Origin of the sequence: Litchfieldia alkalitelluris (assembly GCF_002019645.1) — a bacterium.
GTDB lineage: Bacteria > Bacillota > Bacilli > Bacillales > Bacillaceae_L > Litchfieldia > Litchfieldia alkalitelluris.
This window is the reverse complement of sequence record NZ_KV917374.1, coordinates 2,026,637-2,048,976: the sequence shown is the minus strand read 5'-3', so window position 1 is coordinate 2,048,976 and position 22,340 is coordinate 2,026,637. Positions and strand designations below refer to the sequence as shown.

Below are 22,340 nucleotides of genomic sequence, written 5' to 3'. Positions count from 1 at the left end.
ATGCTCCCTATCTACGACTCGAGAATCTGATTTCGATACTCTGTTGGGGTAATTTTCTCATTTTTTTCGAACTGCGTAACAAAATAATCAGTGCTTCCAAACCCGACTTCTTCAGCAATCTCGTAAACTCTCTTATGTGTTTGTCGAAGTTGCTTCTTAGCTTCATTTAAGCGCAATGCTAGTAAATATTCCTTAAAATAAACACCGTACGTCTTTTTAAAAAGTTGCCCCATGTATACCGGGTTCATAAAGAAGGTATTTGCAATTGATTTTAAAGATAAATTTTCTCTGAAATTTTGGTCAATATACATTTTAATCTTGTATATATCACCTTTGGCTGTTTGTTTACGAACCTGCCCAAGAAGTTGAGCCGCTTCAATCATAAACTCTTTAAATCGCTGCTTTAATTCAGGGGTTGTCCACTGAAAGGTTTGCCACTCAATCATATCTTCTAATGTATTTAGCGCTGTTTCGTCCCCTTCAAATTCCCTTATCTTCCCAACAACACTATGGATGCAGCGATTAATCGATGTTGAGACGGACCCTGGGGCAAAAACCTTTGTTTCAAATTCTACGAAAATATCATCAATAGCTGAACATAACTGTTCCGTGTGATTTTCCTCTAGAAGCTCCATAAGTTTTTGAAAAAGCGATGACTTAATTTCAGCGTATTTGACTTGATGATCTTTTACCTCATCATAAATAATATGATGATTATTAGAATTTGAATATTTATATTGCATAGCCAATTTCGCAGTAGAATAAGCAGTTCTTAACTCAGTCACACTGGTGACTGCTTTCCCTAAATAGAGAGTTGTTTCTTCTTTTACTTTCTTCTTAAACGCTTCATTTAACCTATCTAGAAAACGCTCAACATTATTTTGATAGCGCTTTAAGTCATTGGATGTAACAACAACCCCATAAACTCCTTCTTTCTGTTTATAAAAATAAACTTGTTCCTTCGTCTGACAAAATTCTGTAAATACATGTACTAAGTCTTGTTTAATCATCTCTAACCGTTCAATTTCATTTGGATGTAACCCATTTACTTCAATTAATAAATAATAATAAAACTCAACAGCGTGATCTACACGCAAAATTTTTCTATGTGATAGCGTAAGTTCAGGAGTATCTACTCCAAGTAGGATTTCTTCAAAAATCGCATCTACTTGGAAGTTTCTTTGAATCTCCTCTTTTTGTTTTTCTTTCCTAAGTGCTTCGGCAAGCGTCACTAGAGTTGATTCCATTTCTTCCTTATCAATTGGTTTCAGAATAAAGTCAGTAACTCCATATCTTAAGGCTCTTTGTGCATATTTAAAATCATTAAATCCACTGACAATAATAAACTTATTTGTAGCCTCTTTCCGTTCGATTACATGCTGAATTAATTCTAATCCATCTAAAACCGGCATGCGAATGTCTGTTATGACTAAATCAGGGACACTCTCTTTAATCAAGAGTAATGCGTCCTCTCCATTACTTGCGTCACCGACTACCTCAAAGCCACATTGTTCCCAATCGATCAAACTCATAAGACCTTTTCTTACGAATTGTTCATCATCTACCAAAATAACCTTGAACATCTTAGTTCCCCCTTACGCAACCTCTAGCTTCTCATCATTTGTTTTAACTAGTAAATCGATTTCATATTACACAAACCTGAAAGCGTTATCAAATAAAAAGATAGAAATATTTATACATGAGAAATTCTTCGAAATTTGTAAACTTACTCCCATTTTAGCAGAATTACGAATGAACTCAATGAATTATTTTAAGATTGGATTTATAAAAGCTGTTGGATTACTAGAAAAATTAATATTTTTATCCATAAACTAGTAAATTTCTTTAATTTTTAAAGAATAATCTTTAGTTTGTATGGTAAACGCTTTCTAGCAGACAAACTATAATTATAGATTAAGAGGAGGTGTTCTAGGTTTTTATGTAAGCGTTTTATAATTTGAACCAAAAAATTTTTTATGGGGGAATGCAGCAAATGAGTAGGAAGTTAAAAAGATTTATTTCACTATTTCTTGTGGCAATTTTATTGATTCCAACAGGCTGGGTTAAGCCGGTTGCAGAAGCGGCAACAAACGAAGATATCCCAGTCCTTCTGTATCATCGAATTGTTGAAAATCCTTCCAATGAATGGACGGATACAAGTACTGAAACGTTTGAACAAACTCTGAAGTATCTTGCTGACAATGGTTATACAGCCTTGTCTTCAGCACAATATGTAAGCATACTAGAAGGATCAGAACCGGCTCCAGAAAATCCGATTCTATTAACCTTTGACGATGCTACTCCTGACTTTATTACTACCGCTTTACCATTACTGAAGCAATATAACATGAACTCTGTTCTGTTTGTTACCAGTGACTGGATTGGCGGCGGTTATAGCATGTCAGAAGAACAGTTAAAAAGTCTAACAAATGAAGCGAGTGTTAGTATAGAAAACCATACTAAAACTCATAAAGATACTGTTTGGGGCAATGGTGTTGGTAGCAATAGTACCATCACACAAGAACAAGCTGAGGTAGAAATTTCCCAAGCAAACACATATCTTAAGGGAATTACAGGAAAAGATCCAGTTCTAATGGCTTACCCTTATGGAAGCTATAATGATATTACTAAACAAGTAAACGAAGCAAATGGAATTAAGTATGCATTTAAAGTTGGATACCCTAATGATGGCGATTTTGCAATGGGACGTCACTATATCACAACGCAAGATGTTACTCAAATTGCAGCAATGATTGGCGGACCAACTCCAGAGCCAACTCCTGGTGATGAAACAGGAACAGTGTATCACGAAACGTTTGAGAACGGTGTAGGTGTTGCAACTCAATCAGGCAACGCAAAATTGGAAGCGGTTTCTGATGTTGTTTTTGACGGTAACGATGATGGAAAAGCATTATATGTAAGCAACAGAACTAATGACTATGATGCAGCTGATTTCAATTTCAGTGACATTGGTCTAGAAAATGGTAAAACGTATACGGTAACTGTAACTGGTTATGTTCACGGTGACGAAACTGTGCCAGCTGGTGGGCAAGCTGTTCTTTCAACAGTAAACAGTTATACTTGGTTATCAAATGTTAACTTTGAAGCTGGTAAAACATTCACTTTGTCAAAAGAGTTTACGGTTGATACTAGTAAGGATGTAAAACTTCGTGTTCAATCTAATGGAGATGGCGCAACCGTTCCTTTCTACATTGGCGATATGAAGATTACGGCTAAAACTGAACCAACAACTGAAAAAATAGTATATACTGAAAGCTTTGCCGATGGTCAAGGTTTTGCAAGTGCATCAGGTGGCGTTACCTTGTCTCCTGTTATGGATAAAGTTTTCTCCGGTAATGAAGATGGTGCGGCATTACATGTAAGCAACAGAAATAACGATTGGGATGCAGTTGACTTCAACTTCAGCGATATCGGGCTAGAAAACGGTAAAACTTATACAGTGACTGTTAATGGTTTTGTTGACAGTGATGAAACTGTGCCAACTGGTGCGCAAGCTGTCCTTTCTACTGTAAACAGTTATACTTGGTTATCGAATTTAAACTTTGAAGCAGGACAACCATTCACTTTAACAAAAGAGTTTACAGTAGATACTAGTAAGGATTCAAAACTTCGTGTTCAATCAAATTCAGATGGTGCAAAGGTTTCATTCTACCTAGGAGAAGTTGTTATAACTGAGAAGACAACTTCAGGTGGTGGCGAGGAAGAGCCAGAAGTTCCAAGAGATCCTGCTAAACCTTTCACAACAATTACGTTTGAAGATGGAATTACAGGCGGATTTGAAGGCAGAGCAGGAACAGAAACACTGACTGTAACAAATGAAGCAAACCATACTGAAGATGGTTCTTACGCTTTAAAAGTTGAAGGAAGAACACAAGCTTGGCATGGTCCAACATTACGCATAGAGCAATATGTTGACAAGGGTGCAGAATATAAAATATCAGCCCGTGTTAAGTTAATTTCACCTGACACTTCACAACTTCAGCTTTCAACACAGGTTGGAGAAGGAGACGGTGCTAGTTACAACAATCTTCAAGGAAAAACAGTAAGCACTACAGATGGTTGGGTACTTTTAGAGGGAACTTACCGTTATAGTAGCGTAGGCAATGAGTATTTAACTATTTATGTAGAAAGCTCAAATAACGCTACAGCATCATATTATATTGATGATATTACGTTTGAGCCTACAGGTTCAGCACCAATTGAAATTGAAGATTTAACACCAATCAAAGATGTTTATAAAGATTATTTCTTAATTGGTAACGCTGTTTCAGGTTCAGAATTTGAAGGCAAAAGACTTGAGCTTCTTAACAAGCATCACAATCTTGTAACAGCAGAGAATGCTCTGAAACCTGGTTATACGTACAACGATGCAGGAGAATTTGATTTTACTGCTGAGGATGAGCTTGTTCAAAGTGCTTTAGACCAAGGACTTCTTATGCATGGTCACGTACTAGTATGGCACCAACAATCAAGAGAAGAATTGCACACTGACGCTAACGGTAACCCTTTAAGTCGTGAAGAGGCACTTGCTAATTTAAGAACCCACGTTCAAACAGTGGTTGAGCATTTTGGTCCTAATGTGATTTCTTGGGACGTAGTTAACGAAGCAATGAATGATAACCCACCAAACCCATCAGATTGGAAAGCTTCATTACGTCAATCTGGTTGGCTTAAAGCAATCGGAGAAGACTACATTGAGCAGGCTTACTTAGCAGCAAATGAAGTAATCAAAGAAAATGGCTGGGATATTAAGCTTTACTACAATGATTACAATGATGATAATCAAAACAAAGCTGAAGCCATTTATCAAATGGTTAAAGAAATCAATGAAAAGTATGCTGCAGAAAATGATGGCGAACTTCTTATCGATGGAATTGGGATGCAAGGACACTATCATTTAAATACAAATCCAGAAAATGTAAGAAGCTCATTGGAAAAATTCATCTCACTAGGTGTAGAAGTAGGCGTGACTGAGCTTGACATCAGAGCTGGAGAAAACAGTGTACTTACCGAGGAGCAAGCAGTTGCACAAGGTTATTTATACGCACAATTGTTCCAACTTTACAAAGAACATGCAGACCACATTTCTCGTGTAACATTCTGGGGACTTAATGATGCAACAAGCTGGAGAGCTGCACAAAATCCATTGTTGTTTGATAAAGATATGCAAGCAAAGCCAGCATATTATGCTGTAATTGATCCAGACAAATTTATCGAAGAAAATCAGCCAAAGGAGAAAGATTACAAGCAAGCAACTGCTGTATTCGGTACCCCTGTAATTGATGGAACTGAAGATGATGTTTGGAGCAATGCAGAAGAGTTACAAGTAAATCAGTATCAAATGGCATGGCAAGGAGCAAACGGTGTATCTAAGGTTCTTTGGGACAATGAAAACCTTTATGTGATGATTAAGGTAAGTGACTCAAAGCTTGACAAGTCAAGTCCAAATCCATGGGAACAAGATTCAATCGAAGTTTTCCTAGATGAAAATAATGCAAAAACATCTTCTTACCAAGATGATGATGGACAATATCGAGTAAACTTTGACAATGAGACATCCTTCAATCCTGCAAGTATTGCAGAAGGGTTTGAATCTGCAACACATGTTTCAGGTAATGGATACACAGTTGAAGTGAAGATTCCATTCAAGTCAATTACACCTGAACTAAATGCAAAAATCGGCTATGATTTACAAATCAACGACGGTCAAGACGGTGCACGTCAAAGTGCTGCTTCTTGGAATGATGCAACTGGTGTTGGATATCAAGATACATCTGTGTTTGGTGAACTAACACTTGTAGGTGCTCAAGATCCTGGTACTGAAGAGCCTGGTACTGAAGATCCTGGCACTGAAGAGCCTGGCACTGAAGATCCTGGTACTGAAGAGCCTGGTACTGAAGAGCCTGGTACTGAAGAGCCTGGTACTGAAGAGCCTGGTAAGAAAGATCCTGTGAAGAATGATGGTAAAAAGTTACCTAATACAGCTACAAACATATATAACTGGCTATTGGTTGGTGTAATGTTGATTGCTGCAGGAGCATTTACCTTTATTCGTTTCAGAAAAAGAGCGTCACTTTAATCTTTAAAAATTAATGAAGAGCCAGCCCTAGGATTAGTTATTAGTCCTAGGGCCTTTTTTATAGAGTAACTGTATCATTGGTTCACTTCTCACCCTTTTGTGCAGACTTACTACATCATAGGTATTCTATGATTCACTTGCCCTCTCTTTTGGTTAGACTTACTACATCATAGGTCTTCTATGATTCACTTGCTCCCTCTTTTGTGCCGACTAACTGCACCATTGGCCTTCTCAGATTCACTTCCCCGCTCCAGCTATAAATTTTATTCCCATAAACCCTTTAGAGCAGAAGAGAACTCACAATCTATTTACAATTATATTTTTTAAAAATTTTAAAAATATGTAAAATTCAAACAAAACATCCTCTTGTTAACGTTTTCTCTTTCATTCTCTCGTTTTTACACAGTCTTCCTTGATTTTATTTATTTCGAGTTATGAAGTATATTAAGGATATTATCGTGAAAACAGTCTATTCTCCACAGCTAACAGCTTACATACCATAGACTATTTCAAAACTAAATCTCTTATAGAAAGGTTCATCAACATGTCAAAACGATCTTTCTATCTGTTGGCTTTTATTATGTTTTTATCAATGACTGGTTATGGTGTAGTTTTGCCAGCTCTACCTTATTTGGCGGATGAACTTGGACTCAGCTCTTTTCAAATGGGGAGTTTGATTACAGGTTGGGCATTTACACAGTTTCTTGTTGTTCCCTTTTGGGGAAGATTGGCTGATAAATTGGGTAGAAAGCCAATATTAGTGTTTGGACTATTGGGTTTTGGTTTAGCATTTCTATTATTATTGTTTGCCAAGTCTTATCTTCATCTACTGCTCATCCGGATGATTGGTGCATTCCTTTCTTCTGGAACTCAGCCAGCCGCTCTTGCACTTGTGACTGATTCCTTTGATAAAAAAGAAAGAAGCCAAGCATTAGCAAAAATGGCTGCAGCCAATGCCCTTGGTTTTTTATGCGGACCAGCGGTTGGAGCAATGTTTTCACCAATGGGAATTAATGTTCCTTTTATTGTTGCAGGAACATTAAGTTTAATTACAATTCCGGTTGTTTTACTCTATCTCAAGGAACCACCACACAATACTTCAACAAAAGAATTACCTTCATTTTCTCAATCATTAAAGCTCATGATTACACCTAGATTCCGCGAATTATTCTTTATTACCTTTGGTTTAGCTGTTGCAGCTTCAAGTTTATTTTCCATGCTAGGCTATTATTTAATCGAACAATTTGAGGCATTGCCAAGTCAAACAGGAATTGCATTTAGCATTCAATCTGGCGCAGCAGTTGCCATTCAGCTATTTATCATTGGATGGTTATATCAAAGATACCGTGACATTAATATTGCCAAAACTGGTTTTTTGTTTGAAGCAGGTGGATTTCTACTAATTGTAGTTTCTTTTACATTTCCACTGGCTCTGATGGGCTGTGTTTGTATTGGAATCGGTCAGGCGCTTTCACGTCCAACCTTGCTTTCCTTGTTATCCAAACAAGAATCTTTCGGACAGGGTACAGTGATGGGACTTCAACAATCAATGGATAGTTTAGGACGGACAATTGGTCCTCTAGTAGCTGGATTGCTTTTTACATTTAGCCCATCTGCTCCTTTTTTAAGTGCATTAACTATTTGTGTAGTTATGTTTTTCCTTTTTTCAATTAGCTTTAAAACTCATTCCAAACCACAAAAAATTGCTCAAGGCAGTTCAAACTAACACAAAAACAATAAGGATGTTGCTTATATATGTCAACAAGCGAGTTTTCTTTTTCAAGACGATTTTCTAGTCATATAGCTGAGATTGGTACTGCTTTTCCCTCAAGGGTAGTTGATGCCATCCCACTATCTTTTGGGTTTCCGGCTCCTGAAACATTACCTATCACATTACTTTCAGATTCAACAGCAAGGGCACTTCAAACCCAAGGCGAGCAAGCATTACAGTACACGGGAGGAATCGGTCCCTCAAAAGTCGTTGAATGGATTAAGAATCGCTCTTCATTACGATCAATTGATGTAGATAACAATGAAATCATCGTTACAACAGGATCGATGCAAGCTATTGATTTAGCTGTAAGAACCTTAACTGATCCTGGTGATCAAGTATGGATTGAAGGTCCTTCATTTTTTGGAGCGATTCGAATTTTCAAACTAGCAGAAGTAGAACTTTCCGCTTTCCCGATTGATGAACACGGGGTAAAAGTCGACTTAATTGAAGATGCATTAATTTATGCTCGGGACAATGAATTACCATTACCAAAAATGATTTATATCATGCCAAATTATCACAATCCAGGAGGCATAAATCTTTCACTTGAACGAAGAATCAAATTAGCTGAGTTGGCTAAGGAATATAACTTCTTTATTTTAGAAGACGATGCCTATGTAGAACTAACATTTGGTCATAAATATCTACCAGCTATCTATTCATTTGCTCCAGAGCGAGTGATTTACTTAAGTACATTTTCTAAGATTATTGCACCTGGTGTTCGGGTTGGGTGGGCCATTGCTTGTAGTGAAATCATCGCTAAAATGAGGATGCTTAAGGTCGATGGTCAAACCAGTGTTTTTGTTCAAGAAATTATCCATCAATTCCTTGAAAGTATGAACATGGAAGCACATCTTTCCAAACTGAATGCGATCTATTGCTCTAGAAGAAATGCGATGATAGAAGCAATTGATGAATTCTTCAAAGATGATGTTTCATATGATGTCCCTGAAGGTGGATTTTTCTTATGGCTTACTTTCCCACTGGAAACAAATACAAGTGACTTATTAGAACAATCACTTGAAACTGGTGTGAACTATATTCCTGGTGAACATTTCTATTTGAATAATGAGGGGTCTAACCAACTACGCTTGTGCTTTACCTTCTGTAATGAGGAAAAAATTAAGGAGGCTATTAGTCGGTTGGCAGAGGCCTATTATGAATTAAAAATGAATCCTGAATACCTTAAGGAGGTGTTATAATGACCTCTGATTTAGCCGAACATCCTAAAAAAACAAAGCCCTATGTGTACGTTAGATACAACATCCCAGAAAAATATGTGGGTAAAATGAAAGAAGTATGTGAAGAAATTATTATTGAGCCGTGGGTTTATGGAACGCCAGAACCAGAACCTATCTCTGATTTATCTCAAGTGAATGTGATCGCAACACTTGGTCTTCAAGATCCATTAACGATCATCAAACAAACACCAAATCTGAAATGGATTCAATCTCTAAGTGTGGGGTTGGATGCAATGCTTCACGAGGATATCCGAAAAAGCGAACTAGTTATAACCAATGTAAAAGGTTGTACATCGGTTCCTATTGCTGAGCATACGATTGCTATGATTACAGCCTTTAGCCGGGGAGTACCCGCAATGATTCGAAATCAATTAAGTAAAACATGGGCACGAATTCCAGTGATGGACCTAGAAGATACGACGGTTGGGATTATCGGATATGGTGTGATTGGGATGGAAATAGCAAATAGGTGTAAATCGCTTGGTATGAAGGTAATAGGCTGCCGAAAACACCCTGGAAAAAGCAATGAAAATGATCCCGCAGATTTCGTAGTTGGAATGGGGGAAGCTGATCAATTACTTGCACAGTCTGATTTCCTAATCCTCTCACTACCTTCTACAGACGAAACATATCGCTTTATGAATAGTGAAAAATTTAAAAGGATGAAAAAAGGTAGTTATTTTATCAATGTGGGGCGGGGAAACACAATCGTTGAGGATGATCTTTTAGAGGTTTTACAAAATGGGCATTTAAATGGGGCTGCATTGGATGTATTTGATATCGAGCCATTGCCGGACGATCATCCTTTCTGGAATCAAGAAAACATCATCATCTCACCACATAATGCTTTTTTCTCTCCTAAAACGATGGATCGTTATATGGAATTATTCATTGAGAATTTACAGCGTTATTATGAAGAAAAGCCATTATTAAATGTGATTGATAAAGACCTAGGTTATTAAGAGAGCAAGAGGGATTCCAAAAAAATTTGATCCCTCTTTACTTTTCATTCCACTCACTTGCAAGGATTCCATAAACTACATGATCGACATAGTGATCATATAGCCATTCTGCTTGTCTTATTCTACCTTCTTCTATAAATCCCAACCGTACGGGAACAGATCTACTTTTGTGGTTTTCTTCAGCTGCACGAATTTCAACTTTGTTTAATTTCAACTCTTTCAGTGCATAACTAGTCAATGCCCCTGCCACTCTTGTCATAATCCCATTTCCTTGATATGGTTCACCGAGCCAATAGCCAATATATGCAATCTTATTTGTCCAGTCAATCTGATTATATGAAGCTATCCCAACGATTTCATTCTTATAAATGATAACTGATGTTAAGCCTTTATTTTCAGCATAGCTTTTTATCACAGCAGCTATAAAACCTTTAGTGTCCTCAACTGTAGTTGTTCCGTCCAACCATGGTAACCACTGTCTTAAGTATTTTCTTGAGTTCTCGGTTAGTTGAAATACTCGTTCTGCATCTTGTTGCTGTATTAATTTTAATGATAGTTCTTCATCAATTTTATGTACAAACATCTTTCTCACTCCCCTATCATTCTCTGTTATTTCTTAATAATCACAATTCTAGCTGAAAATTTCACTTTACACCTCCGAATTAGTTATTCAAGTTTGCTAAAATTTCCTTTAAGGCGTTAACTTCCTCTTGCGATAATGTTACACCCTTCCCCATTTTCTCATGATCCTCTGACCAATCTCTTAAATCAAACTTTGGCTCACGACCATTCCAGCTTACTAGGTTTAATTCCTTTCGCCAGCCTTTTTGATTTTCTGAGAGTACACCAATATTTTTCACAATTTCGTATTTGATTTCTGCCAAAATTTATCACTCCAGGATTTTTTTATTAGAATAACACAAATCCCCTTTCTCTACATATAAAAAATTCGTATAAATCATGATGAATACTTATGTTTCTTTTTATAAAAAATAAGACGAGAAGGTAGAGGTGATTAAGCTTTGTACACAAGACGTTTAAGAAAGATGAAAGCGAAGGATCACTGCCCTGAGTGTCGCGGGAAAGGCTTTCACTCCTTCGCAGGTAGTGATTTTTTCATCTCAGATCCCGCTAACTGTAGCGGCTGTAATGGTAGTGGTGTGTATACCATTTGGCAAAAACGAAATCCAATCACTTAATTTTGTTTACGAGTAATCAAAAGCAGTAATCATGCATGTAATGATTACTGCTTACAAACAAACCTATGATAAGAACTCCTTCTTATTTTCCTCCTCACTTAGAAATGTAACAAAAGAGTCTTCGCTTTACTTGATTTTTCTTCGACTTCTTTCTATTCTTTTTTTTTACTTCTGTTAAGTAAAATGAACTTTAAAATCCTTTAACCGTTTTGTGAATTATCCTTTTGTTAATGGAAAAGTTTGTATGTGAATTTTCCTGTAAAATACGAACTAATTTTTTCCATTTTAATTTTTTGTTCGTTTTCTTAAAAAATAGGGTTCCATTTCCGTTCAAATTCATTTATAATCACTTTCATAACCAAACAATATAACAACTCGTATAATCCTGGGAATATGGCCCAAAAGTTTCTACCAAGTTACCGTAAATAACTTGACTACGAGTGATACACTAACATTGTGTTTATATTTGGAATTTTTTCCTGATATTTCAAAACACGTTGGGTCTAATACAAAACCCGAATGTTAAGGCATCACTTTTAGTCAAAAGTGGCCTTAGCATTCGGGTTTTTGCGTTTGTATAAGAAATTTTAGGAGGTTTAAACGATTGAAACAACTTATGAATGCAATTATTGAAAAGGGTTTTGTCATTTCTGATGGAGTTTTAAAAGTTGATAGTTTTCTTAATCATCAAATTGATACAAACCTTATGATCAATATAGGTAAAGAATTTGCACAGAGATTTAAGAATGAAAACATTACAAGAATCTTAACAATTGAAACATCTGGAATCGCACCAAGCTTTATCGCTGCAAATGAACTAAATGTACCTCTTGTTTTTGCACGAAAAAAGAAATCATTAACCATGAACAATGATTTGTATACAAGTAGCGTTTATTCGTTCACAAAACAAGAGACTGCGGAAATTTCCGTTTCAAAGAATTTCTTACTTCCTGGTGAAAAAGTACTTATTATTGATGACTTTCTTGCGAATGGACAAGCTGCTCTTGGATTAACAAATATCGTTGAACAAGCCGGTGCAGAAGTTGCTGGTATTGGAATTGTCATTGAAAAATCATTCCAAAATGGGCGACACGTTCTTGAGGAAGCTGGCTACAAAGTCGAATCATTAGCTAGAATTCAATCTTTAACAGATGGTACAGTCACATTTTTAACCGAACAACCAATATTATCTAATTAACTGGAGGAATGACAACATGAATAAAACCGTCAATTACCCATGGTATAAAAAAGAAGATACAGATGCATTTTTTGCTCTATTTCAAAATAACTTAGCTAATTTTGTAATAATTGCTGTAACAATGCTTGGAATGGGATTTCCTACTAGCATTGTTTTTGGAAAAGTAATTCCTGGTGCCGCAGTTGCTGTTATGGTTGGTAATCTATACTATGCCTACATGGCCAATCGTCTTGCACAAAAAGAAGGACGTACAGATGTAACTGCAATGTCATATGGAATAAGTACACCTGTCATGTTTGTCTTCTTATTTGGGGTTCTTGCTCCAGCAAAAGCATTAACAAATGATCCAGAGTTAGCTTGGAAAATTGCCGTTGCTGCTGCATTTTTAAGTGGACTTATTGAAGCATTAGTAAGCTTTACAGGTAATTGGGTTCGTAACAACCTGCCTCGTGCTGCCATGCTTGGTGCACTTGCAGGGGTAGCACTTACATTTATTGCTGGAGAGATGTTGTTTAACACATTCTCAGTTCCAGTTGTAGGTCTTGTTGCTTTAATTATCATCATTGTAGGTGTTGTCGGAAAAACAGCGATGCCATTTAAAATTCCTACTTCTTTATTTGCAGTATTAATTGGAACAATTTTAGCATTTGTATTAGGTTATCAATCACCTGAAAAAATTTCAGAAGGTCTTTCAAATGTAGGTTTTTATCCAATCTTACCAAGTCTTGCAGCCTTTGAAGGAATGACCTATTTATTTGGATCTTTAATCGGACTATTAGCAGTTATTTTACCAATCACGATTTACAATGCGATTGAAACAATGAACAATGTGGATGCAATGTCAGCTGCTGGTGATTCATATGATGTTCGTGAAAGCCAAGCTGTTGATGGTGTTGGTACAATGCTTGGAGCTGTATTTGGAGGATTATTCCCTACAACAGTATATATTGCAACAGTCGGTTCAAAAATGATGGGCGCAGGTCGTGGATATAGTATCTTAAACGCAATTGTGTTTGGAATTGCAGCAATGACAGGTGTAATTGCCGCCTTTTCAGCAATCATTCCATTAGCAGCAGTTGCTCCAATCCTTGTGTTTGTTGGAATGTCCATGGTCTGGTCAGCATTTTCAGCTAATGAAACAAAATACTATCCAGCAGTAGCGATTGCAATGCTTCCATACTTTGCAAACTATGTGATGACACGTTTTAATAATGCAGCAGGTGAAGTGGTCGAGAAGATTTCTGGAGGAATTGTTCCATTGGGACAAGGTGCAATGTTTACAGCGATTATTCTAGGTGCAATTACTGTTGCGATCATTGATAAGGAATTTATAAAAGCGAGTATCTTCTCTTTAATTGGTGCGTTTCTATCATTTGTTGGATTTATGCATGCACCGAAATTAGCGCTTAATGCCGCTCAAGATTATTCCATTGCATATGTGTTGGTGGCAGTATTCTTAGGTTATTGTGCTTTACAGCATGCTAAGACTAATGGTAACAGTGTACAAGATCTAAAAAGTGAGAATAAGTTAGCTTCATAATGATGAAAAGCTTGAGGGATAACACCTCAAGCTTTTTTGTTTAAGTTTAAAACCATAAGTTCATCATCAAAAAAGGTGTCTCCGATTTTTAATGCTTCTTTATCTATTCCATAGGTCCTGAAACCAAGTGCAGTGTAAAGGGCTTTCGCTGGTTCATTTGTTGCTGTGACAACCAAGTACACTTGGTTGACATGATTCATTTCCTTGGCTTTTTGGATTGCTTGAAGCATCAAGCTCTTGCCAACGCCAAGCCCACGCGCTTCAGGTGTAACATACATGGCTACGATTGTTGCTCTATGTAGTACTTTCTTTTTTGTCTCTAATACTAATGTCACTGTACCAACTAATTGATTTTGTTTAAAAGCGCCATATGTAAAGGAATTTATTCCTTTGAAGCGAAGTTCGTATTTTTCAAGAGAATCGTTCTCTTCTTCCTCGAAACTTGAACTAAAGGCTTCAGGATTGTTTTTTAAAGCTTCTAATCTAAGAATTTTGTAAATTTCACTATCATTAGGATTGAGTTGCCTGATTTCCAATCGGTTTCACCTCATGATCTAAGTTAATTATTTGAGAATATGAATATTTTACTATCATGCCTTATGAAAATTGCGAAGATAAACTATTGCGCACCATTCTCCCGTAAAACCTCCACCACCCGTTCATACCCTTTCTCAACTGCTAATTCCAAAGCTGTTACCCCATCATCAAGCTTAGCATTCACCTCTACCCCATGATTTAGGAGCAATTTTAGAACCTCTACATTATCATCATGAAAAGCGGCACTATGAAGGGCAGTATGTCCGTTACTATCAAAAATCGTCGTGTCGGCTCCATTGGTTAAAAGTAATTTTATCACTTCGATATTCCTTTCTCCTGCAATCGCAGCGTGCAGTGCCGTATTGGATGGAATATAGCTTATTTTCGAATGAGAAATTGCATTAATATTGGCACCATAGTCAATTAACACCTTGACTACATCAGCATTTCCATAGTGTGCAGCAAAACCTAGTGGTGCAAGCCCATCACTATTTTCTGTATTTGCTAGATTAGGGTTTTCTTCAAGTAACTGTTTTAAGCGCACAAAATCATTTTCCTTGGCTGCTTGAAATATTTCATCAATAATTTGTGTCATACTCATTGTTATATCTCCTTCTTACTTTAGCGATATTTTTTTCCATCAATCGTGCAATCTTCTGATGATTTTCACTTGGTATCTTCTTTAATTCATTAATAACTAACTTCTGACGACTTTCTGGATGATTCTGACTTAACTTTGCCTTTCCCTCCATATGATTGATTTTCACACGAAAACCTACTATTCCTCTTTTCATTCCTTCTATGTAAGCCAATCTAGTTGTTCAAAGTGATAGGAACTGTTAGGTTGCTCATATTTTCCAACCATATCGCCTAATGCTTTAGTGACTTCTTGATCATCTGTTAAAATTTCTATATTTCCGTACACATGGACGGCCACGTAATTCCATGTAGGCACAGCACGCTCTGTTTCATACCACGATGGTGAAATATAACAGTGTGGCCCGTGAAACACAACAAGAATGTTTTGATTTTCAATATCCACCCACTGTTCATTTGCTCTCGCAAAGTGACCATATAAATAGCGATTTTCCCTATCTAGTGTAAACGGTAAATGAGTTGCAAAAGGATCACCCTGATGCTGTGAAAAAAGAACAGCAAAACTATGTTCCTCAATGAGCTCGAACATCCTATTTTCTTCATCCATGTTGAACTGTTTCGGGATATACACTATTAATCCCTCCTTACCTATTTTCAGTTTACTAGGGGTGAAATTATAAATCTCGTTTCTTTTAACGTTTCTTTTAACGTTTCTTTTAAAATAGGAGTATAAATCTTATGATTCATACTCCTAAAAGGTTACGTTAAAGAGAACTCATTAGAAACCTTATATTGCTTATACTTACGTTTTTGTATATAAACTAGTCTAATTGATAATCCAATCCCGGCTGCTAGTAATCCAGCAGTTAATCCAATCCAGTATCCAGGTGCGCCAATCTTTGTATAGTGCGCTAATACGTATCCTACTGGTAAACAAACAAGCCAATAAGCTACTAAAGTCATGATAAAGGCAATATTAACATCCTTATATCCTCGTAATGCTGCGAGAGCTGTTGCCTGAATCGCATCTGAAATCTGGAAAAACAGTGCATAAATCAAGAAATGGGCCGTTAGTAAAATCACTGCTTCTTCATTAGAATAAAGCGCTGCAACCTCATAACGGAAAATCACAACCATTAGTCCGGTTACTAAAGCAATTAGTATCGATAAACTAATTCCAATCCAACTATATGCCCTAGCATCTCGGTATCTTTTCGCACCAACCTCATATCCTACTAAAACAGTGATCGCCATAGAAATACTGATTGGAATCATATATAGAAATGAAACAATATTTAATGCAGATTGATAGGCAGCAATAGTTGTAATATTAAACTTGCTTATCAAAATCGTGACTGCAGCAAACATACTCGTTTCAAAAAATATTGAAAGTCCCATTGGTACACCTATTTTTAATATTTCCATACATTTAGTTAATGAGAATTGGTTCAAGTTGGCGAAAACCTGAAATTGTGAAAAAGGCGTTTTTGTTTTAATCACAAATACGGTCATACCTGCGATAAACCAATAAGTGATGGATGTTGCATATCCTGCTCCAGCACCACCGAGCTCCGGGAAACCCCAATGGCCAAAAATAAGGACATAATTCAAAAAGAAATTCAGCGGCAAGCTCAGGATTAGAACAAACATGACAATTCGAGTTTTGCCTAATGCATAAATAAACGACCTCAGCACATTAAAAATAAATAAAGGAATAATACCAAAGCTTAATCCTACTAAATAGGCATTTGCTGTTTCATGAACACTGTTAGGTAAATTCATGATCGTTAAGATCGGATTTAATAAAAAGAAGCCTAGAATGATCACAAGTGATGCAATGATCACTGCTAAATAAATTCCATTGGCTACAACACTAGCTACTTCTTTATCCTTCTTTTCACCAAAGTGTTGTGCAACAATGGGCGATACAGCTAATAAAATTCCACTTAGGCCCGTAAAAACTGGGTTCCAAATCGAGGAGCCAATGGCCACTCCCGCTAAGTCAGAAGCATTATATTTTCCTGACATAATCGTATTGAAGAACACCATTGAAAACATACCAAGTTGTGTAATTAGGATCGGAATTAATAATATGAAAATTTGTTTGATCTTTTCTTTTGTTGAAAAGGTTTGATTCATAGATGGGTACTCCTAGATCTAAAGTTTAGCAGACTAATTATATCTTATTTTATCCTTGTATTATATATAAATCACTTGTACTTCTTTTGATAAATATTGACAATAGTTGACCTTAGATGAAAAAAAGCTTGGGACATTGTCCAAGCTTTTTTTCTTTTTGGTGATCTACCCTAAAAATACATAGGTTGGAGGTTCAATCGCTGCAGTTCACTCGCTTTCCGCGGGGTGTGCGGTGAGCCTGCTCGTCGCTTAGGCTTCCGGGGGTCTGTCTGTCTGAGAACTAGGCCTTTACGAGTTGTTTAAAACCTTGATCTACTTCGGACAGCTTTCGGAGCCAGACGCTAAAAGCTGTCTGAACTTTGCTCTACTTCGGACAGCTTTTCGACCTAAACACTAAAAGCTGTCTGAACCTTGATCCACTTCGGACAGCTTTCGGAGCCAGACGCTAAAAGCTGTCTGAACCTTGATCCACTTCGGACAGCTTTCGGAGCCAGACGCTAAAAGCTGTCTGAACCTCGCACGACTTCGGACAGCTTCTCAACTCAGACGCTAAAAGCTGTCTGAACCTCACACGACTTCGGACAGCTTTCGGAGCCAAACACTAAAAGCTGTCTGAACCTTGCTCTACTTCGGACAGCTTCTCAACTCAAACGCTAAAAGCTGTCTGAACCTTGATCCACTTCGGACAGCTTCTCAACTCAGACGCTAAAAGCTGTCTGAACCTCACACGACTTCGGACAGCTTTTCGAGCCAGACGCTAAAAGCTGTCTGAACCTCACACGACTTCGGACAGCTTTCGGAGCCAAACACTAAAAGCTGTCTGAACCTTGATCCACTTCGGACAGCTTTCGGAGCCAGACGCTAAAAGCTGTCTGAACCTTGATCCACTTCGGACAGCTTTCGGAGCCAGACGCTAAAAGCTGTCTGAACCTCGCACGACTTCGGACAGCTTCTCAACTCAGACGCTAAAAGCTGTCTGAACCTCGCACGACTTCGGACAGCTTTTCGAGCCAGACGCTAAAAGCTGTCTGAACCTGACACTACTTCGGACAGCTTTTCAACTCAAACGCTAAAAGCTGTCTGAACCTTGCTCTACTTCGGACAGCTTTCGGAGCCAAACACTAAAAACTGTCTGAACCTTGCTCTACTTCGGACAGCTTTTCAACTCAAACGCTAAAAGCTGTCTGAACCTTGCTCTACTTCGGACAGCTTTCGGAGCCAAACACTAAAAACTGTCTGAACCTTGCTCTACTTCGGACAGCTTTTCAACTCAGACGCTAAAAGCTGTCTGAACCTTGCTCTACTTCGGACAGCTTCTCAACTCAAACACTAAAAACTGTCTGAACCTTGCTCTACTTCGGACAGCTTCTCAACTCAAACGCTAAAAGCTGTCTGAACCTCGCACCAGATATAGTCAAATCAAAACTTATTGATAAAACACTTTATCAACATTGTATTTAGACTGTAGAGTATTGATTGCATATGTCTCATAGATTTCTCGTTCCATTGGATCTTCTACTACACATACATCAATTCGATATACTTCATTTCGGTGGTTTTTGATTGGAGATACGTTATCCTCGAAATGTTTTTTGATTCGTTGTCTTAGTTTACGGGCTTTGCCAACAAAAAGAAGTTCATCTCTATTGCTAAAAAACAGGAAGATTCCGCCTTTATCTCTTGGAATTTCATGGAAATCAATGAAGCCGTAAATATCTTTAATCTCAGGCTCCCCTTCTTTCATCACTTGTTTTCTTTGGGTGATGGATATGTCTGGCTTTGGAATGTCAATTTTGATCATTATAAGTCACGTCCTTTATGTATGTTCATTTCTTTTGAATGGCTCCATTTATGTCATACTGACTTAAATCGAGCTCTACTTCTTCACCTAGTGCTAGTTTTGATAATTGTTGTCCTAAGTAAGGCCCTGCAGTTAACCCAGAAGCACCTAATCCGTTGGCAATAAGAAGACCCTCGTATTGAGGTACTTGTCCGATTACTGGAAGAAATCCAGGTGTAAACGGCCGAAAACCAACTCTCGTTTCAATTAATGTGCAATCAGCGAGACCCGGTGCAATGTTTAATGCTTTTTCAAGTACTTCTAGCACTCCACCTGCCGTTACACGCAGATCAAATCCAGTATCATCTTCATGTGTAGCACCTATTACAATCTTTCCTTCAGCAAAGCTTACTATATATTGATTATTAGGTGGCATGACAACCGGCCAAGAATCAGTTTCAACATCTACCATTTGAAGATGGATGATTTGTGCTTTCTGGAACGAGCCTAGAAAGTGAATTCCTAGTGGCTTTAGTAATTGGTTTGCCCAAGCACCACTTGTTATAATCACTTTTTCAGCAGAATATGTTTGTTCTTCTACCCTTACACCTTTAGTTATGTAATTGTCGTGGATTAATGTAGCATCTCCTTTAACCACTTCAGCTCCATGTTTTTTTGCCGCGCGGGTAAGTGAATCTCTGAGTGCTCTTCCATTAACACGAGCTGCTCCACTAATATGAACAGATTCATATTCATCAGATAGTGCTGGAAAGAGAGCTTGTGTTTCCTGTGCTGTTAGTCTTGTGATTTCACCAATTTCAGGAGCTTCTTCACGCCTTTTATGTGCACGTTCTATCATTTGGTCTAATTTTTTTGAATCCGTATGTAAACTGATTGCGCCAACGACCTTATAACCTGTATCAGTTTCACCGTCTTCCTTTAATTTTTCAATTAGTGAATGATAAAATTTCGCTCCATTTTTAGCAAGCGTGTACCATGCCTTATTCCGACGTTGTGAAATCCAAGGACACACGATACCAGCTGCAGCATCTGTAGCTTGTCCTTTATCGTTTCGATCAATTAACACAACGTTTGCTCCTGCTTTTGATAAATGGTAAGCAGTCGATGCTCCAAGAATACCTCCACCAACAACAATATACTTCCTCATGTAAAATAAACACCTTTTTCGTTCATAGTTAGAATCACTTCATTATTTTACCTAACTAATCTTACATACACAAATCTGAGCTAACTTTGCGAATAAATGTTTAGACACCCTGAAAATAGTCTAAAGGATAATAGCCACATAAAGAGGAGGAGTACAAATGACATTTCAAAAGAAATTAAAACAACTCCAGTATGAACAACGCGTGAAACCGGATAAAATTCTTACTATGTACTTAAACACTGACCGTAGTGATCAAGATCAACAAGGCGGCGAATGGGAAATCGCACTAAAAAATGGCTTTAATCGCCTCGAACAATACTTAGAAGCAAGTTCCACCGAAGAGCTAAGGAATTTACAGCAAATTAGAGAAAAAGTTGAACCTTATGTATTAAGTATGAAAAGAAATCTCCCAAGAAGTATCATTCTTTTTGCAACAGCAGATGAATCACTGTGGGAGGTATTTGAGCTTCAAGTTCCAGTAGACACCTACTTTTTCTGGGAAGAGCAACCAATGCTTGATCAGTTAGTAGCTTTACATGAAAACTATCCCTCTACTGCACTTGTATTGATGCAACAAAATCAAGCGAAAATTATTGAAACGAGCTTTGGTACCTTACACAACACTGAAACCTATGAATTTGATTTAGATGATGAAAATTGGAGAATTCATGCAGGACCACAACCTAGTTCAATTAGCAATGGCGCAAGTGCAACACAACAGGATCACGTTGACAACCGCGTCAAAGTACATCAACAAAGATGGTGGAAGAGCTTTGGCAGTATGCTTGATCAAATTGCAGCTAAACAAAACTGGGAAAGAATCATGCTTGTTGGTGATAGAGAAGGAACCGACTTTTTAGAAGAGTCCATGAATAAGAAGGTTCATAAGAAAATTCAGAAAAACCTTCTTAACGAAAATGAGCATAAGGTGTTAAAGGAATTAGTAGGGTAAGATACTAGATAGAAGATTATTTAATTAATGGACATTGATTTTAATTTTTATCAGAAACATGATGTACTTGAGACTGAAGAATGAAAGAATATATAATTCGAGAGAGAACAGGCACAGGTTCTCTCTCTTTCTATAACACAAATCTCTCTTCAAACATTCTCTCAAAAACTTCAATCCCATTGAAAAACGCCAGATCAAATACACCATGATCATCAACAGACCAAGCCGTCGCTAATACAGTATGACAATAACCCCAGAGCAGAAGACGCTTTTCAATCAGGTAAAGTTCCTTCGTTAAAATCTCAACCCGCTTTGAGATGATTTCGTATACACCTTTGTTAGGAAGTTTATTTAGTAAATATTGAATCAGGTCGTATTCCCTCTCGCCTATTAAACCTTTAGGGTCAATCGCTATCCACTCACCTTCTCCTGATGAAAGAATATTATAATGATGAAAATCACCATGGAGAAGATAGTAATCTTGAGGTGTTTTATGTAGGTATGAAAAGATGTTTAAGGCTTTTTCAAGCATTCCACTAGTGATTGGTCCAAGACCATCTGGGTGTTCAGTCATGATTTTATGAAGAGCTTCTTCTCTAGCTTTTGTTGTTTTAATTCGAGTATTTGGTGAAGGTGGCTTAGAAAGTTTTTTCATGACATCAGCTGCAATTTTACAAGCTTCCTCATCATCCTCTATTTCGGCTAACGTATGTCCCGGAGATAATTTTGCAAGGAGAAAGATATGATGAACATCATCCCAATCTAATAGTTTAGCCATTCCGTCTTCAAAAGTGTTCATAGCTTCTAATTCATCCATGAATCCCTCCGAGGAAAAACAGATTTTTACAACGACCTCTTCACCGCTTTCCATTACAGCAGGTGCAACATAATTTACGGAAAGTAAATATGGTTGGTTTAGTTTCAACTTCCATTTTTCTTCACTGTATCGAATCAGTTCTGGTAACTTCTTTAACCATACTTCTCCCTCTTCTTTAAAGTACAAGCGAATCGATTTGATAAAGTTTTCTTGAAAATCCATTTCTCACGTCCCCCTTTTTAAGAGAACTAACTTCCCCTCTACCCTGAAAAAAGAAAAGCGGAAGGCGCTCGTTCATCGGCGACAGGCATAAGACAAGACGGCTTGAAGGTTGCT

General features: G+C 37.4%; 16 protein-coding genes, 1 pseudogene and 1 riboswitch. Of the genes and pseudogenes, 7 read left to right on the top strand and 10 right to left on the bottom strand.

Annotation, left to right across the window (positions count from 1 at the left end; translation table 11 throughout):
* Positions 1 to 11 precede the first annotated feature (11 nt).
* Complete coding sequence (locus BK579_RS09370) at positions 12 to 1,583, bottom strand: response regulator transcription factor (RefSeq protein ID WP_078544934.1); 1,572 nt, start codon at positions 1,581 to 1,583, stop codon at positions 12 to 14.
* Between the two features lie 410 nt (positions 1,584 to 1,993).
* Here BK579_RS09370 and BK579_RS09365 point away from each other — a divergent pair, with 410 nt between their 5' ends.
* From BK579_RS09365 to BK579_RS09350, 4 genes are all read left to right on the top strand, one after another.
* A complete protein-coding gene (locus BK579_RS09365) occupies positions 1,994 to 6,100 on the top strand; it encodes an endo-1,4-beta-xylanase (protein WP_204524702.1) in 4,107 nt (1,368 codons plus the stop codon).
* Between the two features lie 544 nt (positions 6,101 to 6,644).
* Positions 6,645 to 7,826 (top strand): MFS transporter, encoded by a 1,182-nt coding sequence (locus BK579_RS09360; protein ID WP_078544932.1) that lies wholly within the window; start codon positions 6,645 to 6,647, stop codon positions 7,824 to 7,826.
* Positions 7,827 to 7,855: 29 nt separating this feature from the next.
* Complete coding sequence (locus BK579_RS09355) at positions 7,856 to 9,076, top strand: aminotransferase-like domain-containing protein (protein ID WP_078544931.1); 1,221 nt, start codon at positions 7,856 to 7,858, stop codon at positions 9,074 to 9,076.
* Positions 9,076 to 10,077, top strand: coding sequence for a D-2-hydroxyacid dehydrogenase (locus BK579_RS09350; RefSeq protein WP_078544930.1), 1,002 nt, complete (start codon positions 9,076 to 9,078; stop codon positions 10,075 to 10,077). Before BK579_RS09355 ends, BK579_RS09350 begins: the two co-directional genes overlap by 1 nt.
* A 37-nt stretch (positions 10,078 to 10,114) precedes the next feature.
* On the opposite strand, the gene BK579_RS09345 is transcribed toward BK579_RS09350, so the two are convergent.
* Positions 10,115 to 10,660, bottom strand: coding sequence for a GNAT family N-acetyltransferase (locus tag BK579_RS09345; RefSeq protein WP_078544929.1), 546 nt, complete (start codon positions 10,658 to 10,660; stop codon positions 10,115 to 10,117).
* Positions 10,661 to 10,739: 79 nt separating this feature from the next.
* Complete coding sequence (locus BK579_RS09340) at positions 10,740 to 10,961, bottom strand: YdbC family protein (protein WP_139365077.1); 222 nt, start codon at positions 10,959 to 10,961, stop codon at positions 10,740 to 10,742.
* A 670-nt stretch (positions 10,962 to 11,631) separates the two neighbouring features.
* Positions 11,632 to 11,733, top strand: a riboswitch (purine riboswitch).
* Between the two features lie 147 nt (positions 11,734 to 11,880).
* On the opposite strand from BK579_RS09340, the gene BK579_RS09335 reads away from it, so the two are divergent.
* Together BK579_RS09335 and BK579_RS09330 are read left to right on the top strand one after the other, a co-directional pair.
* The gene (locus tag BK579_RS09335) at positions 11,881 to 12,474 is read left to right on the top strand and encodes a xanthine phosphoribosyltransferase (RefSeq protein ID WP_078544927.1); all 594 of its coding nucleotides are present in this window, start codon (positions 11,881 to 11,883) and stop codon (positions 12,472 to 12,474) included.
* A 16-nt stretch (positions 12,475 to 12,490) separates the two neighbouring features.
* Positions 12,491 to 14,014, top strand: coding sequence for an NCS2 family permease (locus BK579_RS09330; RefSeq protein WP_078544926.1), 1,524 nt, complete (start codon positions 12,491 to 12,493; stop codon positions 14,012 to 14,014).
* A gap of 26 nt (positions 14,015 to 14,040) precedes the next feature.
* On the opposite strand, the gene BK579_RS09325 is transcribed toward BK579_RS09330, so the two are convergent.
* The 6 genes and pseudogenes from BK579_RS09325 to BK579_RS09300 form a co-directional block, all read right to left on the bottom strand.
* Positions 14,041 to 14,550: a GNAT family N-acetyltransferase gene (locus BK579_RS09325; RefSeq protein WP_078544925.1), complete on the bottom strand. Its 510-nt coding sequence runs from the start codon at positions 14,548 to 14,550 to the stop codon at positions 14,041 to 14,043.
* Between the two features lie 83 nt (positions 14,551 to 14,633).
* On the bottom strand, positions 14,634 to 15,152 hold the full coding sequence (locus BK579_RS09320; protein WP_078544924.1) for an ankyrin repeat domain-containing protein: 519 nt from the start codon (positions 15,150 to 15,152) through the stop codon (positions 14,634 to 14,636).
* Positions 15,130 to 15,779: pseudogene (locus BK579_RS09315) on the bottom strand (FMN-binding negative transcriptional regulator). The gene BK579_RS09320 and the pseudogene BK579_RS09315 overlap by 23 nt, the downstream one beginning before the upstream one ends.
* A 128-nt stretch (positions 15,780 to 15,907) precedes the next feature.
* A complete protein-coding gene (locus tag BK579_RS09310; RefSeq protein WP_078544923.1) occupies positions 15,908 to 17,287 on the bottom strand; it encodes an MATE family efflux transporter in 1,380 nt (459 codons plus the stop codon).
* A 1,426-nt stretch (positions 17,288 to 18,713) separates the two neighbouring features.
* The gene (locus BK579_RS09305; RefSeq protein WP_078544922.1) at positions 18,714 to 19,088 is read right to left on the bottom strand and encodes a nucleotide excision repair endonuclease; all 375 of its coding nucleotides are present in this window, start codon (positions 19,086 to 19,088) and stop codon (positions 18,714 to 18,716) included.
* A 25-nt stretch (positions 19,089 to 19,113) separates the two neighbouring features.
* Positions 19,114 to 20,235, bottom strand: coding sequence for an NAD(P)/FAD-dependent oxidoreductase (locus BK579_RS09300; RefSeq protein WP_078544921.1), 1,122 nt, complete (start codon positions 20,233 to 20,235; stop codon positions 19,114 to 19,116).
* A 157-nt stretch (positions 20,236 to 20,392) separates the two neighbouring features.
* Between BK579_RS09300 and BK579_RS09295 the strand changes: the two genes are divergently transcribed.
* Entirely contained in the window at positions 20,393 to 21,187 is a 795-nt protein-coding gene (locus BK579_RS09295; RefSeq protein ID WP_078544920.1) for a VLRF1 family aeRF1-type release factor, read from the top strand.
* A 130-nt stretch (positions 21,188 to 21,317) separates the two neighbouring features.
* Here BK579_RS09295 and BK579_RS09290 read toward each other — a convergent pair whose 3' ends face one another.
* On the bottom strand, positions 21,318 to 22,226 hold the full coding sequence (locus tag BK579_RS09290; protein WP_078544919.1) for an aminoglycoside phosphotransferase family protein: 909 nt from the start codon (positions 22,224 to 22,226) through the stop codon (positions 21,318 to 21,320).
* Positions 22,227 to 22,340 lie beyond the last annotated feature (114 nt).